The organism is Actinokineospora auranticolor (genome assembly GCF_041897805.1).
Classification (GTDB): Bacteria; Actinomycetota; Actinomycetes; order Mycobacteriales; family Pseudonocardiaceae; genus Actinokineospora; species Actinokineospora auranticolor.
The window spans coordinates 3726800-3743767 of record NZ_CP154825.1; the positions used below are offsets into that span (position 1 = coordinate 3726800).

At 71.9% G+C, this 16968-nt stretch carries 9 protein-coding genes; all 9 read left to right on the forward strand.

The window, feature by feature from the left end; all coding sequences use genetic code 11:
- Positions 1-9: 9 nt before the first annotated feature.
- Positions 10-882 carry an SDR family oxidoreductase gene (locus V5P93_RS16690; RefSeq protein ID WP_104476639.1) on the forward strand — a complete coding sequence of 291 codons (873 nt, stop codon included), beginning with the start codon at positions 10-12 and terminating at the stop codon, positions 880-882.
- On the forward strand, positions 879-2018 hold the full coding sequence (locus V5P93_RS16695) for an FAD-dependent monooxygenase (RefSeq protein WP_104476641.1): 1140 nt from the start codon (positions 879-881) through the stop codon (positions 2016-2018). Before V5P93_RS16690 ends, V5P93_RS16695 begins: the two co-directional genes overlap by 4 nt.
- Before the next feature lie 24 nt (positions 2019-2042).
- The gene (locus V5P93_RS16700) at positions 2043-2942 is read left to right on the forward strand and encodes a triacylglycerol lipase (RefSeq protein ID WP_104476643.1); all 900 of its coding nucleotides are present in this window, start codon (positions 2043-2045) and stop codon (positions 2940-2942) included.
- Between the two features lie 5 nt (positions 2943-2947).
- Complete coding sequence (locus V5P93_RS16705; protein WP_181043291.1) at positions 2948-4306, forward strand: cytochrome P450; 1359 nt, start codon at positions 2948-2950, stop codon at positions 4304-4306.
- Positions 4307-4827: 521 nt separating this feature from the next.
- A complete protein-coding gene (locus V5P93_RS16710; protein WP_219823888.1) occupies positions 4828-6183 on the forward strand; it encodes an NAD(P)/FAD-dependent oxidoreductase in 1356 nt (451 codons plus the stop codon).
- Complete coding sequence (locus tag V5P93_RS16715; protein WP_104476648.1) at positions 6183-6860, forward strand: DUF6875 domain-containing protein; 678 nt, start codon at positions 6183-6185, stop codon at positions 6858-6860. The genes V5P93_RS16710 and V5P93_RS16715 overlap by 1 nt, the downstream gene beginning before the upstream one ends.
- Complete coding sequence (locus V5P93_RS16720) at positions 6857-11095, forward strand: non-ribosomal peptide synthetase (RefSeq protein WP_104476650.1); 4239 nt, start codon at positions 6857-6859, stop codon at positions 11093-11095. Before V5P93_RS16715 ends, V5P93_RS16720 begins: the two co-directional genes overlap by 4 nt.
- Before the next feature lie 218 nt (positions 11096-11313).
- Positions 11314-12648, forward strand: a complete 1335-nt coding sequence (locus V5P93_RS16725; protein ID WP_104476652.1) for an MFS transporter — start codon at positions 11314-11316, stop codon at positions 12646-12648.
- Entirely contained in the window at positions 12626-16594 is a 3969-nt protein-coding gene (locus V5P93_RS16730) for a non-ribosomal peptide synthetase (RefSeq protein ID WP_104476654.1), read from the forward strand. Before V5P93_RS16725 ends, V5P93_RS16730 begins: the two co-directional genes overlap by 23 nt.
- Positions 16595-16968 lie beyond the last annotated feature (374 nt).

A 16968-nucleotide genomic window follows, 5' to 3' on the forward strand; every position in this document is an offset into this window, starting at 1 on the left:
GAGGGCACCATGAACGAGCCAGTGCTGATCACCGGTGCGTCCTCGGGCCTGGGCGAAGTCACCGCCCTGGCCCTGGCCGACACCGGGCACACCGTGCTGGCCGGGGTCCGGTCGGCGGCGAGCGCTGAACGTCTCACACGGGTCCACCCCCGGCTGCGGCCGGTGACGCTGGACGTCACCTCGCACGAGTCCGTGCGCGCGGTCGGCGAGCTGGTGCGCGCGGAGTACGGCGGGCTGCGCGGGCTGGTGAACAACGCGGGCATCTGCGTGACCGCGCCACTGGAGTGCGTCCCGCTCGAGGACCTGCGCGCCGAGCTGGAGGTGCACGTCGTCGGCGTGATCGCCCTCGTCCAGCGGCTGCTGCCGCTGCTGCGCGGCCACGACGGGCGCGTGGTCAACATCAGCTCGGGCATCGGCCGGGTCGCCGCGCCCTACCTCGGCGCGTACGCGGCGTCCCAGTTCGCCAAGGAGGGCGTCTCGGACGCGTTGCGCCGCGAGGTGGCGCCGCTCGGGGTGTCGGTCTCGGTCGTCGAGCCCGGCGCGGTGATGACGCCCATCTGGTCGAAGGTGGCCACCGGCGCCGAGCGCGCGCTGGACGGGGTGCCCGACGAGGTGGCCGCGCGGTACCGGGCGCGGTTCGCCGAGTTCGTCGCGCTCAACGACAAGCGCGCCCGGGAGAGCCGGACCCGGCCCGAGGCCGTGGCCCGCGCGGTCGTGCACGCCATGACGGCTCGGCGACCCCGCACCCGGTACCGCGTGGGCCCGGACTCGTGGGCAGCGTCGCTGGCGGCCCGGTTGCTGCCGGACCGCGCGCTCGACGCGGTCATCCGGCGCCAGTTCCGCACGGACCCGGTGCCGAGCGGTTCGGTGGTGGCGGGGTGAAGGCGATCGTGGTCGGCGCGGGTGTCGGCGGCCTCACCGCGGCCCTCGCGTTGCGCGCGCGGGGGATCGAGGTGGAGGTGCTGGAGTCCGCGCCGGGGGAGCGCACGTCCGGCGGCGGGCTCGGTGTCGCGTGCAACGCCTCGAAGGTGCTGCGCGCGCTCGGGGTCGACCTCGCCGCGTCCGGTGTCGGGCGGGTGTGCGAGCGGTTCAGCCTGCGCACGCCGTCCGGCAAGCCGATGCGGGAGCTGCCGATCGCGTCCATCGCCGTCGAACTGGGCGCGCCGGTGGTCAACGTGCGTCGGCACGACCTGATCACGGCGTTGCGGGCCGCGCTCGGCGACACGGCGGTCCACTACGGCGCGAACGTCGTCGGGTTCGACCGCGTGGCCGGTGGGGTCACCGCGATCACCCTCGACGGGCGGATGCGGTCGGCGGACGTGCTGGTCGGCGCGGACGGCATCCGGTCGGTGGTGCGCGGTCAGCTGTTCGGGCCGGAACCGGTGAACGAGTACGGCTACGTGTGCTGGATCGCGACCGTGCCGTTCACCCACCCGAACCTGCCCCCGGGCGCCGCCGCGCACTACTGGGGCCGCGGCAAGCGGTTCGGGCTGCTCGACATCGGCGGCGGCGACGCCTACTGGTGGGGGACCATGAACGTCCCCGCCGGGCGCCGGAGCGGCGGCAAGCCGGAGGTCCTGCGCTGCTTCGACGGCTGGGCGCCGGAGGTGGTCGACATCGTCCGGCGCACGCCGCCGGAGGACATCGTCGCGGTACCGGCCCAGGATCGCGCGTTCCGCGACCAGCCTGGCGAGGGACCGGTCACGCTCGTCGGCGACGCCGCGCACCCGATGCTGACCAGCCTCAGCCAGGGCGCCGGTTCGGCCATCGAGGACGGTTACCACCTCGCCCACGCGCTCGCGGCGGCCGACCACCCGGTCACCGGGCTGCGTGCGTACGAGCGCGCCCGCCGAGACCGGGTCCGCGCGCTCGTCGCCGCGTCCCGGCGGCTCAGCCGCGTCGAGCAACTGGCCAACCCGCTCGCGGTCGCCCTGCGCGACCTCGCCATCAAGCACGCGCCGCGCGCGGTCGTCCGCCGCGGCAACCTCGCCCCCATGCGATACGACCTCCCGGCCTGAGCCGGGCGCACCGAAGGGAACACCATGACCGAGGAGCAGGGACCGGGGAGTCGGCCGGGCACGGGCGCCTTACCGGTGCCGTGGGACATGCGCGCGGGCGTCCGCGCGTGGTGGACGCCGAGCAAACCGCCGCCGGGCGCCAACGACCCGCACTTCGCGCCGACGCCCGAGCACCCGCGCCCGGTGCTGCTGCTGCACGCGTTCATGTCCAACCAGTCGTTCAACTTCCAGGCGGGCGCGCCGTTCTTGCGCAACCACGGGTACTGCGTGTTCACCTTCAACTGGGGCAGGCCGAAGTGGGCGGGCACGCTGGACGTCCCGTTCTGCGGCAACGCCGACCTGCGGCACAGCGCCGAGCAGTTGGCGGAGGAGGTCGAGCGGATCAAGGAACTGACCGGTGTGGACAAGGTCGACCTGGTCGGCCACTCCGGTGGCGGGGGACTGCTGATGCAGTACTACCTCAACGTCCTGGAGGGCTATCCCGACGTGGACAAGGCCATCTCCATCGCCCCCTCCAACCACGGCGTGTCGTTCAGCACCCTCACGTGGGTGTTCCGCAACGTGTTCCCGCGCTCGTACCACCTGTTGTCCCGCAAGCTGTTCCCGCTCGCCGACCAGGGCGCGGTCGGCTCGGAGACCGTCGAGCTGATCTACGGCGACGGCGACACGCGACCCGGTCCCGCCTACACCGTGATCATGACCGAGCACGACCAGATCGTCACCCCGTACACCAGGGCCTTCCTGGACGGCGACAACGTCACCAACATCCTGCTCCAGGACGGTTGCCCGGACGACTACTCGGAGCACGCGAGCATCATCTACAACGAGCGCGCGTGGTTGCACGTGCTCAACGCCCTGGACCCCGCGAACGCGGTTCCGGTCCCAGCGTTCCGGGTCGACCCCTACTTCCCGGGCTGGACGTGATCGCGGTGACCTCCGTCGTCGATCGGCTGCGGAACTGGAAGCCCGACATCCGGCGCCCGATCCCGGGCCCCGGCGAGTCCCTGCCACCCGGCCCGCGCGCGCCCCTGGCCTACCAGTCGGTTCGGGTGTGGGGGAGTCGGAACACGTATTTCCCGGCACTGCAACGCAGGTACGGCGACACGTTCCTCATACGTACCGCCCCGCTCGGTGAGGTCGTCGTGCTCTGCGATCCGGCGGACGTCCGCAGAGTGGCACTGGGCGGCCCGGACCTGTTCCCCGTCGCGGAGAACAACGCCCTCTTCGTCCCGCTGCTCGGCGCCCGCACGGTCCTCGCCTTGGACGGCGAACCGCACCGCCGGGAACGCCGCCGCATGACCCCGCCACTGCACGGCGAACGCGTCGCCCGCGCGGTGTCCATCATGGAGCGACTGGCCTCGGACGAGGTCGCTTCCTGGCCGGTCGGCAGGACGTTCAAGCTGGTGGAGGGCATGCGCAGGCTGACCCTCCGCGTCATCGTCAAAGTAGTGCTCGGTGTCGACGACCCCGCCCGCGCGGAGCGGCTGATCAAGGCGCTGCACCGGGTCATCGACGTGAAGGTCCTCGACATGCTCATGTGGACCTGGCCCCGCCTCGCCGACCACGGCCCCTGGCGCCGCGCCGTCGAGGCGTTGGAGCACGCGGACACCCTGCTGTACGAGGAGATCGCGCGCCGCCGCGCCGACCCGGACCGCGACGCCCGCCCGGACGTCCTCGCCATGCTCCTCGACGGCGAACCGGACGATGACCTGGTCCGCGTCGAACTCCTCACCCTGCTGACCGGCGGCTACGAGACCACCGCCGTAGCCTCCGCCTGGATGTTCGAACGAGTGCTGCGCCACCCCGCCGTCCTGGCCAGACTCCGCGACGGCCTGGACGACGACAAGGACGACTACCGGACCGCCGTCATCAAGGAAACCCTCCGCCTCCGCCCCGTCAGCTACAACGTCGGCCGAAAGACCACCCGACCCACCGATCTCGGCGGCCACCGAATCCCCGCGGGCACCTTCGTCTGGCCCTCCCTCGCGGCCCTGCACACCGACCCGGAGACCTGGGGCCCCAACCCCCACACCTTCGACCCCGAGCGCTGGTTCGACCCGGCCGTCCCCACCAAGGCCTTCCTCCCCTTCGGCGGCGGCGTCCACCGGTGCCTCGGCGCCGTCCTCGCCCAGGTGGAGATGGACGTCATCCTCCGGACCGTCCTGCGCCAGGTGGACATCCACCCCACCCACCCCCGCGACGAACCCCAGACCATGCGCAACATCGTCCTCGTCCCGAAACACGGCACCAAAGCCCGCGTCACCCGCCGCCGGACTTCGGCCCGGTGACAATTCCCGGTCTCTTTAGGGGTCAAAGTTTCCGCATATCCGCACGGCGCCCGGTATAGCCGCGGCGCGTCGCCGAAATGGTCGAAACCCGGTCGAGTCCCGACCCGACACGTGAATGCGATTCGTGGAAACGCCCGGGTCGGCGCGGTGGCGCCCGGGGTGGACGCGAGGCCATCCCGGGCGTCCCCGAGGTCCGCCCGAAGGTGTCGCGCGGCACACCCGCCCCCGCTTGGGGCTCTGCTGCCTGCGTGTTCCCCCATCTTGGCTAACCGGACCGGCCAGTCCGAGACGGTCGTTCCCTCGACACCCAGGTCAGAGCCGAAAGGCCGACTGTCGGGCCGGGAGCCCCGTCGGTCCTCGTCGGCCGAATGGTCGCGCACCACTCCCGCCCGAAATCCGCGCGCTAGGCCGAAAAGGGCAATGCGATTCCAATTATCGGAGCAATCTGTTTGGGCGTCGCTCATGGATACTTCCGAGGAACCGCACGCGGGTGGCGCGTCGTACGGAGGAGAGGGGCGTCAATGGGTGCGGGATCGCCGGATGCCTCGGGCGGTCGGGATATCCGGGATGTCGCCGTGGTCGGGGCCGGGTTGTCCGGGTGCCTCATGGCGGTGCTGCTCGCGCGGCGCGGGTACCGGGTACGGGTGTTCGAGCGCCGACCCGACCCGCGGCTCGGCGCGGGCGACGAGGGGCGTTCGATCAACCTGGGACTGTCGCAGCGGGGGATCAACGCCCTGCGGCACGCCGGTCTCCTCGACCGGGTGCTCGCGCACGCCGCGCCCATGCGCGGCCGGGTCGTGCACCTGCCCGACGGCGACCTCGGCTACCACCCGTACGGCACCAGCGACGACCAGATCCTGCGCTCGGTGCTCCGCCACGACCTGAACGTCGTCCTCCTCGACGCCGCCGAGTCCGCCGGTGTCGCGCTGCGCTTCGACGCGCGGCTGGCCGACCTCGACAAGGCGGACGGCGCCGTGACCCTGCGGTTCGAGGACGGGGCGGTGGTCGAGGCGGGCACCGTCATCGGCGCCGACGGCGCGTTCTCCACCGTGCGGGCGCGGATGCAGCGCGGCGAACCGGCCGACTACCACCAGGAGTTCCTGCCCTGGGGCTACAAGGAACTGTCCATCGCGGCTGGGGCGCCCGGTGACCGGCGCGCGGACCCGGAGTCGCTGCACGTGTGGCCCGCCGACGGCGGCCTCGTCGTCGCGCACCCCAACGCCGACCGCTCGCTCACCGGCACGATCTTCCTCCCCCTGACCGGCCCCGGCGGCTTCGACGCGCTCCGCACCCCCGACGCGGTCCGCGCCATGATCACCGCACGGTTCCCCGACCTGACCGGGCTGGTCCCGGACGTGGTCGAGCAGTTCCTCAGTCAACCCACCGGCCACCTGGTCACCGTGCGCACCGCGCCGTGGCACTGGCGCGGCCGGGTCGTGCTGCTCGGCGACGCCTGCCACGCCGTCTACCCGTTCTACGGGCAGGGCATGAACTCCGCGTTCGAGGACTGCGTGATCCTCGACGGTTGCCTCGACCGCAACGCGGCCGACCACGCCGCCGCGTTCGCCGAGTACCAGGCGATCCGCAAGGCGGACACCGACGTGCTGGCGGACCTGTCCGCGGCGAACTTCGTCGAGCTGCGCGACCGGCTGTCGTCGCCGCTGTTCCTCGCCCGCAAGAAGGCCGACCTCGCGCTCAACCGGCTGCTCGGCCGCCGGTGGGTGCCGCTCTACACGATGATCTCGCACACCACGACGCCCTACGCCGAGGCGCTGCGCCGCTCCCGCAGGCAGAACGCGACCCTGGCCTGGCTCGCCTGCGCGACCGCCGCCGCCGGAACCCTTCTGATCCACCGTTTGTCGCGCCAGGGGAAATGATGCTCACCAGTGCCAACGACCCCGAGCGGATCCTGCTCGAGGTCGGCGATATCGAGGACGACCTCCTCCCGCCGTCCATGACGCCCTACCGGGCGCCGCTGCGCACAGTCCTGGACTGGGCCCGGCAGTACCTCACCCGGCCGCACGAGAGCCTGGGCAGGCGGGGCAGCGTGTGCCCGTTCGTCCAGTCCTCATTGGACCGGGGCCGGTTCTACCTGACCGTCTACCCCGGTAGACCGGCCGACCCGCGCGCGGTCGCCGACGCGGTGCTGCCGTACCGGGACTGGTTCCTCGAACTCGCGCCGACCTCGGCGGGCCCGGCCCAGCTGACCACGATCCTGGTGCTGTTCCCCGACCTGCGCACCGAGGACGTCGACCGGATGATCGACGGCTCGCAGGAGGCGCTCAAGTCCGACTACGTCGACCGCGGCCTGATGATCGGCGAGTTCCACGACGGCCCGCCCGACAAGGGCGGCCTGTGGAACCCGGAGTTCCGCCCGCTGCGCAGCCCCGTGCCGCTGCTGGCGATCCGGCACATGGTGCCGACGGACTTCCCGTTCCTCACCGCCAACCGCGACCACGCCTCGGCCTACCTGCGCCGGTTCGCGAGCGAGTTGCCCGCGTCCGTCCGCGAGGCGATGGTGCGCGCACTCGTCCGCGAACAGGTGGCACTGTGACGGAAACCGCGCCCCAGTCCTTCGCGCAGCGGCGGATGTGGTTCCTCGACTCGCTGTACCCGGGCTCGGCGCTGTACAACGTCCCGGCCGCGGTCCGGGTGCGCGGCCCGCTCGACCTGGTGGCGCTGCGCGCCGCGGTCGACGTTCTCGTCGCCAGGCACGGCGCGCTGCGCACGGTCTTCGCGGACCACGACGGCGAACCGGTGCAGATCGTGCGCCCCAACGGTTCCGCGGACTTCAGGGTGATCACGGTGGACCCTGCCGACGCCGGGCGGCTGATGCGCGACGAGGCGCGCCGCCCGTTCGACCTGTCGACCGGCCCGCTCCTGCGCGTCCTCGTCCTACGCCGCGCCGACGACGATCACCACGTCATGATCACGCTGCACCACATCGTGACCGACGGCTGGTCCCAGGCCGTGCTGTTCGCCGAACTCGGCGTCGCCTACGCCGCCTTGACCCGCGGGGAATCACCCGAGCTGCCGCCGCTTCCATTGACGTACGACGAGTTCACCCGCGAGCAACTCAAAGAGGCGGAGAGCCCGCTCGGCGAACTGTCTCTCCAGTACTGGGTGGACACCCTGCGCGGCGCGCCCGAGCTGCTCGCCCTGCCGACCGACCGGCCCAGACCCGCCACGCAGTCGTTCGACGGCGCCGTGCACCGGCACACCATGCCCGCGGCGGCGATCCGCGCGGCGCTGCCGGAGCTGGGCGGCACGGTGTTCATGGTGCTGCTCGCCGCGTACCAGGCGCTGCTGGCGCGCTACACCGGTCAGGACGACGTCGTGGTGGGCACCGCCGTCACGGGACGGTCCCACCCGGACGTGGAACCGCTGGTCGGCCTGTTCGTCAACACGATCCCGCTGCGCACCTCGCTGGCGGGCGGCCCGACGTTCCGCGAGCTGGTGGCCAGGGTGCGGGACGTGGCGCTGGACGGGATGAGCTACGCCGACGTGCCGCTGGAGCGGATCGTCGCGGAGGTGGCGCCGTCGCGGGGCCAGGGGCACGCGCCGGTGTTCCAGACCGGGTTCACCGTGACCAACACGCCGTCCGCCCGGCTGGAGCTGGCCGGGGCGGAGGTGTCGGAGCCGGAGTTCGTCATGTCCGGCACCGCGAAGATGGACCTGACGGTCGCCGCCGTCGACACCGGCGACGAGATCGTCGTGGACCTCGAGTACGACGTCGCGCTGTTCGACCGGTCGACCATCGAGTCGTTCGCGGACCGGTTCGCCCGGCTCACCGCCGCCGTCGTCGCCGCGCCGGACACCCGCGTCCACGACGTCGACCTGACCACCGCCGCGGAACGCGCCATGACCACCGGCGGGGACTTCAAGCCCGCGCCGCTGGTACCCGGCCTGATCGCCGCGCGGGCGGCGTCGACTCCCGAGGCCGTCGCGGTGGTCGACGGCGACAACGTGCTGACCTACGGCTCGTTGGCCCGCCGGGCCAACGACCTGGCGTGGCGGCTGCGCGAGCACGGGGTCGGACCGGAGACGATCGTGGCGCTCGGGCACTCCGCGAGCGTCGAGGCCGTCGTGGCCATCACCGGGATTCACGCGGCGGGCGGCGCCTACCTGCCCGTCGACCCCGCGCACCCGGCCGACCGCTTGGCCGCGCTGCTCGCCGACGCCATCCCCGCGGTCCTGGTGACCGACCGCCCGGCGGCGTTCCCCGGGTTCACCGGTCCGGTGCTCGCGGTCGGCACCGACGAACGCGACACACCGCCGCCGGTCGATCTCGACCGCGACCACCTCGCGTATGTGATCTACACGTCCGGCTCGACCGGGACGCCCAAGGGTGTCGCGGTCCAGCACGGCACGCTGGCCAACCTCGCCACCGCCTTCGCCGACGCGCACCCGTTCAGCCTCGACGACCGCGTGCTGATGATCCCGCCGCTGACCTTCGACGCCTCCGCAGGCGACGTGTTCCCCGCCCTGATCAGCGGTTCGGCCCTGGTCCTGTGCCACGACCCGGCCGCGCTGACCGGCGCCGACCTGCTGCGACTGTGCACGAACCAGGGGATCACCATGGTCGACACCGCCGCGCCGCTATGGCGCAAATGGGTGGACGACCTGGCCGCCACCGGAGTCCCAGGCCCCTCGCCACTACGGACCATGATGGTCGGCGGCGACGCCGTCGACGTCGCCGCCGTGCGGGAGTGGGTGGCGATGACCGGCGCGACGCTGGTCAACCACTACGGCCCCACCGAGGCGACGGTCTGCGCCACCCTGCACACCACCGTCGGCGACGACCCCGGCGCACGCCTGCCAATCGGTAAGCCGCTACCGCACGTGCGCGCATACGTCCTCGACGACCACCTACGCCCCGCACTCACCGGCCTGGCGGGCGAGCTGTGCCTAGGCGGGGACACCCTCGCCCGCGGCTACCTCGGCCGCGGCGACCTCACCGCCGAGCGGTTCGTGGCGGACCCGTTCGGTCCGCCGGGGTCGCGGATGTACCGCACCGGTGACCTGGCCAGATGGCGTCCGGACGGCACGCTGGAGTTCCTCGGCCGGGTGGACCGTCAGGTCAAGGTCCGCGGACACCGCGTCGAGCCCGCCGAGATCGAGGCGGCCTGCCGGACGCACCCGGACGTCACCGACGCCCTGGTCATCGCCCGGGACGACCGACTCGTGGCCTACGTCATCCCGGACCACCCGGTCGACCTACGAGCGACGCTGCGCGCCTCGCTGCCGGAGTACCTGGTGCCCACCGAGTTCGTCGGCATTGCCGCCTTTCCCCTGACCCACAACGGAAAACTGGATCTCACCGCCCTCCCGGCCCCGGCGCGGCGCCCCACCTCCACCACACCCCCGCGCTCGGCCACCGCCCGCGTCCTGGCCACTGAATGGGCCGCCCTGCTCGACGTCGACTCCGTCGGCGAGGACGACAACTTCTTCGACCTGGGCGGCCACTCCCTGCTGGCCGCCCGCATGATCACCCGAGTCCGCCTGGCCCTGGGCATCGACATCCCCCTACGCGCCGTCTTCGACGCGTCATCGCTGGGCGAACTCGCCGCCATCATCGACCACCGTTCTCCCGCCGCGCACGTCGACCTACGCGCAGAGGCCACACTCCCCGCCGACATCCGTCCCACGCCCACCCCGGACGCGATGCACCGAGCCTGCGCTCCCACCTCGATCCTGCTGACCGGCGCGACCGGCTTCCTCGGCGCCTACCTGCTCGCCGACGCCCTGGAACACACCACCGCGACGGTCTACTGCCTGGCACGCGCCAACTCCGAACCCGAAGCCCTGAGCCGGATCGAACACGCACTGCGAACCTACGACCTCTGGACACCGTCGGCCACCGAACGCATCGTGCCACTACCCGGCGACCTGGGATTCCCCCGCCTCGGCCTCGACGAGCCCCGCTTCGACGCCCTCTCCCGCACTGTCGACACGATCATCCACTGCGGCGGTACCGTCCACTTCGCACAGTCCTACGCGGAACTCAAAGCCGCCAACGTCTCCGGCACACTAGAGGTACTCCGCCTAGCCACCCGCCACGGCGCCACACCAGTGCACTTCGTGTCGACACTAGGCGTGTACCCGCTGCACCTGGCAGGAACCGTCACCGAAGCCGACCTGCCGGACCAGCCCGAGCAACTGGACCGCGGCTACGAACAAACCAAGTGGGTAGCGGACACCCTCGTCCGCGCCGCGCGGGGCGCTGGTCTACCGGTCACCATCCACCGCCCGGCCCGCGTCACCGGCGACAGCCGCACCGGCGCCTGCTCCGGCACCGACCTGTTCGCAGGCGAACTACGCGCGATCACCACCCTGGGCGTGACCCCCGACCTCGACGTCGCCGAGGACATGGCCCCGGTCAACCACGTAGCCACCGCAATCGGCCACCTGACACGACAACCATCGGCACACAACCGCGACTTCCACTACTACAACGCCAACACCATCAGCTCATCCGAGATCGCCCAAACCCTCCGCGACCACGGCTACCAGGTCGAGGAAGTCACCTACGCCCAGTGGTACACCGCCCTCCTCACAGCGGTAGCGGAATCGAACAACCCCGCCCTGGCCGCCATCGCCGCCGCCTCCGGCCCAACCCCAGACCTCCGCCTCCGCGAGTTCGACTGCGCCACCACCAACACCCACCTGGCCAACGCCGACATCATCTGCCCACCCGCGGACCCGGCCCTCCTGCACCGCTACGTAGACCACCTAGTCCGAACAGGCCACCTACCAGCCCCCACCGCGGCGGTGCCCCATGTGCGTTGATGGGCTCGTTCAACCGCCGACCCGAGGCCACTCGCCCCACCACCGCCGCTCCACCACCCTCGAACCTGAGCGGCGCGTGTCGATCCACCCGCCGTCCGGACCACTTCGTCCAAGCCTGTCGCTACCGAGGCGGTGCGCCATGCGCGGTGACGGTTTCGCCAAGACCCGGGTTCACCCTCCGGCAACGTTCGCAAGCCCGCCTGCGAAGGAGGTGACCCGTGCGCGGTGACGGCATCGGACGCTTCCTCGCGATCGGGGCCGGGCAGCTCGTCTCCGTCGCGGGGACCGGGATCACCGGGTTCGTGCTCGGGGTCTGGGTCTTCCAGGTCACCGGATCCGCCACCCGGTTCGGGCTGATCATGCTGCTGGAGGCCGTCGCCGCCATCGCGGTGGCGCCGCTCGCGGGCATGGCCGCCGACCGCGTCGACCGACGGGCCATCCTGCTGGTCTCCGACGTCGTGGCCGCCGCTGCGACCGCCGTCCTGCTGACCCTCGTCCGCCAAGGCGAACTGGACGTCTGGCACGTCTACCCGATCGCCGCGATCACCGCGATGTGCGCGACGTTCCGCGTGGTCGCCTTCACCACCGTGCTCCCGCTCCTCGTCCCCGAACGCCACCTCGGCCGCGCCAACGGCCTGGCACAGGCCCAACCCGCCGTGCAGATCGCCGCACCGCTGGCCGCCGGGGGCCTGCTCGCCGTGGTCCACCTGAGCGGCGTCGTCCTCATCGACCTGTGCACCTACGCCGTGGCACTCGCGATCACCCTGCTCGTCGGCCTGCCCGAGAAGGCGGTCGTGCCGAGCCGGGCGGGCGCGCCGGGGGAGGGCGCCCTGGCGGAGCTGACCGGCGGCCTGCGCGAACTGCGCCGCCGACCCGGCCTGCCCCACCTCCTCCTGCTCCTCGGCGCCTTCCACCTCGCCGCGGGCATGGCGGGCGTGCTCGTCCAGCCGCTGATCCTCACCTTCACCGACCCGTCGACGCTGGGCGTGCTGATGTTCGCGGGCGGCGCGGGCATGATCGCGGGCAGTGCCGTCATGACCGCCTGGGGCGGGCCGGACCGGCGGATCACCGGCGTCCGCGCGTTCCTCGCCATCGCCGGGATCGCCCTCGCGCTGCACTCGCTCGCCCCGTCGGCGCTGCTCATCGGCGTGCTCGCGCCCGCGTTCCTGTTCACCCTGCCGATCATCACCGGCAGCGCGATGTCGTTGTTGCAGACCAAGGTCGACCCCAGCGCGCTCGGCCGCGCCATGGCGAGCGCGCGGATCGCGGCCCAGGGCGGCACCGCCATCGGATTCGCCGCCGCGGGCCCGCTGGCGGACCTCGTCTTCGGGCCGATGCTGCAACCGGACGGCGCGCTCGCGGACACGGTCGGCGCGGTCATCGGCGTCGGCGACGGCCGCGGCATCGCGCTGATCTTCGCAGGCACCGGCGCCGCCCTCGTCGCGCTCGCCGCGTGGGCCACCGCCTCGCCCGCCCTGCGCGCCGTCGACGACCTCCCCGACCTGCTGACAACCGACAAGAGGGAAGCCGATGCTCGACCTACCCCAGGCTGAACGCCAGGCTTTCGCCGACGGCGCCGCCCCCGCGCCGCACCTCGACCTCGTGCACGCCCTGTCCTTCCGCGCGGCCGGGGCGGCCCTGCGCCTGGGCGTGTTCGACCACCTCGGTGACGAGCCGCGCACCGCCGCCGCGGTCGCCGCGGCCATCGGCGGCGACCCGCGCGGCGTCCGGGTCCTGCTCGACGCGCTCACCGGCTTCGGCTACACCACCCGCGACGACGACGGCTACCGCGCCACCCCCGCCGCCGCCTGGTTCGGCACCGGCTACCGCGCCGCGTTCTCCTTCTGGCACCGCGTCCTCTCGGACCGCTGGACCGACCTCGAACAGTCCATTGTGGATGGAAAGCCGCCGCGCGACTTCTACGCCTGGCTCGCCGTCAACCCGAACACCCTCAACGAGTTCCAGTCCATGCTCGCCGAACTCGCCGACGCCGTCGCCCCGGCTGTAGTGGCTGCTGTCCCCGGCGCGGCCCGCAGACTGCTCGACATCGGCGGCGGCCACGCCCGCTACGCCACCGCGTGCTGCGCCGCGAACCCCGACCTGCGCGCCGACGTCATCGACCTCCCCGGCTCCTTCGACGGCAGCCAAGCCCCCGACCGTGTCCGGTTCCGCGAAGCGGACTGGACAACCGACGACCTCGGCGTCGACTACGACGTCGTACTGGTCTTCAACGTCCTGCACTGCCTCCGCCCCGACCGCGCCGAAGACCTCCTCCGCCGCGCGGCCCAAGCCCTGCGCCCCGGCGGCACCATCCTCATCCTCGAGGAAACCGCCGATGTACCAACCGAAGCAGGTGCGCTCGGCGCCGCCTGGGTTCCCGCGTCGAGCCTGAATCTCTTCCACACCCAGGGCGGTCAGATCTACGACCGCGCGCACTTCGCCGAATGGCTCAGCGACGCCGGATTCTCCGTCCCCGACGAGACCCCGATCGCCGCCGCACCAACCTTCACCCTGTTCGCCGCCACCAAGCGGCGAACAACGGGCCGAGCCCTGACCGCCACCCAACGCCAGATGCTCGCCTTCGACCGACTGCACCCGGACTCGACCTGGTACAACGTGCCGCTCACCGCGCGCATCTCCGGGGCCCTGGACGTCCCCCGCCTGCGGGCGGCCCTCCGGCGGAGCTGGCAGCGCCACGAATCACTGCGCTGCACCCACGACGGCGACACCGCCATGACCGGCGTCACCCCGCAACTGCGGGAAGTCACCGTCGTGAGCGAGGCCGAACTCGCCCAACTGCGCGAACGCGAACTATGCACGAGATTCGACCTGACCCATGAGGCGCCGCTGCGCGCGACCCTCGCCAAGATCGACGATGACCACGAACTGATCCTCGTCACCCACCACATCGCCACCGACGGCTACTCCCTCACCGTCCTCCGCCAAGACATCCTCGACGGCTACGCCGACCCGACCCGCCCGTCAACGACCGCGCATCGCCCGGTGCAAGCCGGAAACCACGACGCGGACCTCGCCTTCTGGGACCACGCCCTAGCCGACCTCCCCGACGACCTCGCGCTGCCGTTCGCCGCGACCGGCGACCCGTCACTGGCCGCCGACGTCGTGCGGTTCCGACTCCCCGACGACGTGACCGCCACCGTTCGCCAGACCGCGCGCACCCGCCGCTCCAGCCCGTTCATGATCCTGCTCACCGCCTTCGGCGTCCTCCTCGACCGACTCGGCGGCGGCAAGGACGTCGTCATCGGCACCCCGGTCGCCGGTCGCGACACCCCGGGCAGCGAGGCCGTCGTCGACTGCCTGGTCAACATGGTCGCCCTACGCCTGCGCCTGAGCGAGGCCCGCACCTGGTCGGACGCCATGGACACCGTCCGATCAACCGCGCTGGACGCCTTCGATCACGCCAACGCGCCCTTCAGCGAGGTCGTGGACCGCCTGTCCGCACCGAGGTCGACCCAGCACCCGGTGTTCCAGGTCGTGTTCGCCGCCCCGCCCACGATCGCCGGACGGGCCACAGTGGACGGCGTCACCTTCGACTTCGTCGACGGCACCAGCACCGAGTCGCTGTTCGACATCGAGGTGCAGGTGCTCGACGCGGGCGACAGCATGGGCGGCTACCTCAAGTTCCGCACGACCCGGTTCACCCACGCCCAGATGACCGCGGTGCTGGACCAGTTCCAGAACCTCCTGGCCGGACTGGACCCGACCGCGCGCCTGTCCGACGCCACCCTCCTCACACCCGAGCAGCGCCACTGCGCGGTCGTCGAGTGGAACGACACCGCCACCGACTACCCGCGCGACAGCACCCTGGTCGAACTCGTTGAAGCTCGCGCGGACGAGCGCCCGAACGCGACCGCCGCGATATACGGCGACGACGTCCTCACCTACCGGGAACTGGACGAGCGAGCGAACCGACTGGCCGCGCTCCTGCGCGACCGGGGGATCGGACCGGAGGACCGCGTCGGCGTCCGGCTGGGATTCGGCACGGGCTGGGCGGTCTCGGCCCTCGCCGTGCTGAAAGCGGGCGCCGCGTACGTGCCGCTCGACCCGGCATACCCAGCGGCCAGGCTGGACCACATGTGCGCGGACAGCGGAGTCGAGATCGTCATCACCGATGAGGTGCTGCGGGACTCGCTCGCCTTCCCGCCCGACCGCACGGCCTCGCCCGCGACTCCGGACACACTGGCGTACGTCATGTACACCTCCGGCTCCACCGGCCAACCGAAGGGAGTCGGCGTCACCCACCGCAACATCGTGCGGCTCGTGCGCGACACCAACTATGTCTGCTTCGGACCGGATGACGCTGTCGCACAGGTCTCCACCCCGTCGTTCGACGCGGCCACCTTCGAACTGTGGGGCCCGCTCTGCGCGGGCGGACGGATCATCGGCGTCCCCAAGGACGACCTGCTGTCCCCGCCCGAGCTGGCGAAAACGCTGCGGGACAACGATGTCGCGCTCATGTTCCTCACCACCTCACTGGCCAGGCGCCTCGCCGCCACCGCCCCGGACACGCTCACCGGCGTACGACAGCTGCTCGTCGGCGGTGAACGGCTCGACGCGGACACCGTGGCGCGTCTGCGGTCCGTACCCGGCCTGGCCGTGGTGAACGGCTACGGCCCCACCGAGACCACGACATTCGGTGTGGCCTGGGCGGCCGGGGACGTGCCACCTGGCGCGGTCGTGCCGATCGGGCGGCCCATCGCGAACAGCTCCGCCTACGTCCTCGACGCCTGCCTGCAACCGGTCGCGCCCGGCATGGTCGGCGAGATCCACCTCGGCGGCGACGGCGTGGCCCGCGGCTACCTGGGCAAGCCCGACCTCACCGCCACCCGGTTCGTGGCCGATCCCTTCGGCGCCCCCGGATCCCGGCTGTACCGGACCGGGGACCTCGGCCGGTACCGCACCGACGGCCTCATCGAGTGCCTGGGCCGGGTCGACCGCCAGGCGAAGATCCGCGGGTTCCGCGTCGAGCCGGGCGAGGTGGAAGCGGCCCTGCGCGAGACCGGTCGCGTTGTAGACGTGACGGTGCAGGTGCGCGTCGACGAAGAACTGCTAGTCGGCTACGTCGTACCCGTCGACCCGGCCGAATCCATGGCCGACCTACGCGCACACCTCGCCGGGCTACTCCCGGACCACTTGGTCCCCACCGTGCTCGTCGCGCTGGTCACCCTGCCCACCACCCCGAACGGCAAGCTCGACACCGCCGCCCTGCCCGACCCGTTCAGCGGTGCCCCGACAGAAACCACCGCCGAGCCCACGACGGAAACGGAACGGATCGTGCGCGACATCTGGCGCGAAGTCCTGGGCAACCCGGACATCGGCGTGCACGACGACTTCTTCGCCCTCGGCGGCCACTCGGTCAAGGCCGGTCAGGTCATGGCCCGGATCCGCGCCGAGTTCCAGGTCCCCGTCACGCTGCGCCTGGTCTTCGACAACCCGACAGTGGCCGCACTCGCCGCCGCGCTGCCCGTTCCGCGCTGAGAAAACGCCTGCCACACCTGAAAAAAGTTCGGTTAACCGCTCGTGAACCCGCCCGGTTTCCCGAGCGGGTACTGAGCCGTGCGAGTGATCATCTTGCCGCTACGCCTGCCACTCCCGCGCGTTCGGATGGCCCGGAGTCGATCACCCGCGGCGAACGGGCGTACCGCCTGCGCGACCCGGTGAACGGCCTTGCCGCTGTTCCCGACCGGGCGCCAGTATCCCAGTAGTGATCATGTGCAGGGGCACATGCACCGGGTCCGGCGTGGGCGGCGGCGGACCATGCGGGAGTCGACAGGCCGGTCCGTGGTTCCACGCTGCCCCAAGGGATTCGTCTCTCTCATACCGGTTCGCCGCGTCGCTTTTCAGCCGTGAAA

What these genes read in the sequence shown, in the direction of transcription:
- V5P93_RS16690 (WP_104476639.1), top strand. Translation starts at nt 10, where the DNA reads ATGAACGAGCCAGTGCTGATCACCGGTGCGTCCTCGGGCCTGGGCGAA.
- V5P93_RS16700 (WP_104476643.1), top strand. Translation starts at nt 2,043, where the DNA reads ATGACCGAGGAGCAGGGACCGGGGAGTCGGCCGGGCACGGGCGCCTTA.
- V5P93_RS16710 (WP_219823888.1), top strand. Translation starts at nt 4,828, where the DNA reads ATGGGTGCGGGATCGCCGGATGCCTCGGGCGGTCGGGATATCCGGGAT.
- V5P93_RS16715 (WP_104476648.1), top strand. Translation starts at nt 6,183, where the DNA reads ATGCTCACCAGTGCCAACGACCCCGAGCGGATCCTGCTCGAGGTCGGC.
- V5P93_RS16730 (WP_104476654.1), top strand. Translation starts at nt 12,626, where the DNA reads ATGCTCGACCTACCCCAGGCTGAACGCCAGGCTTTCGCCGACGGCGCC.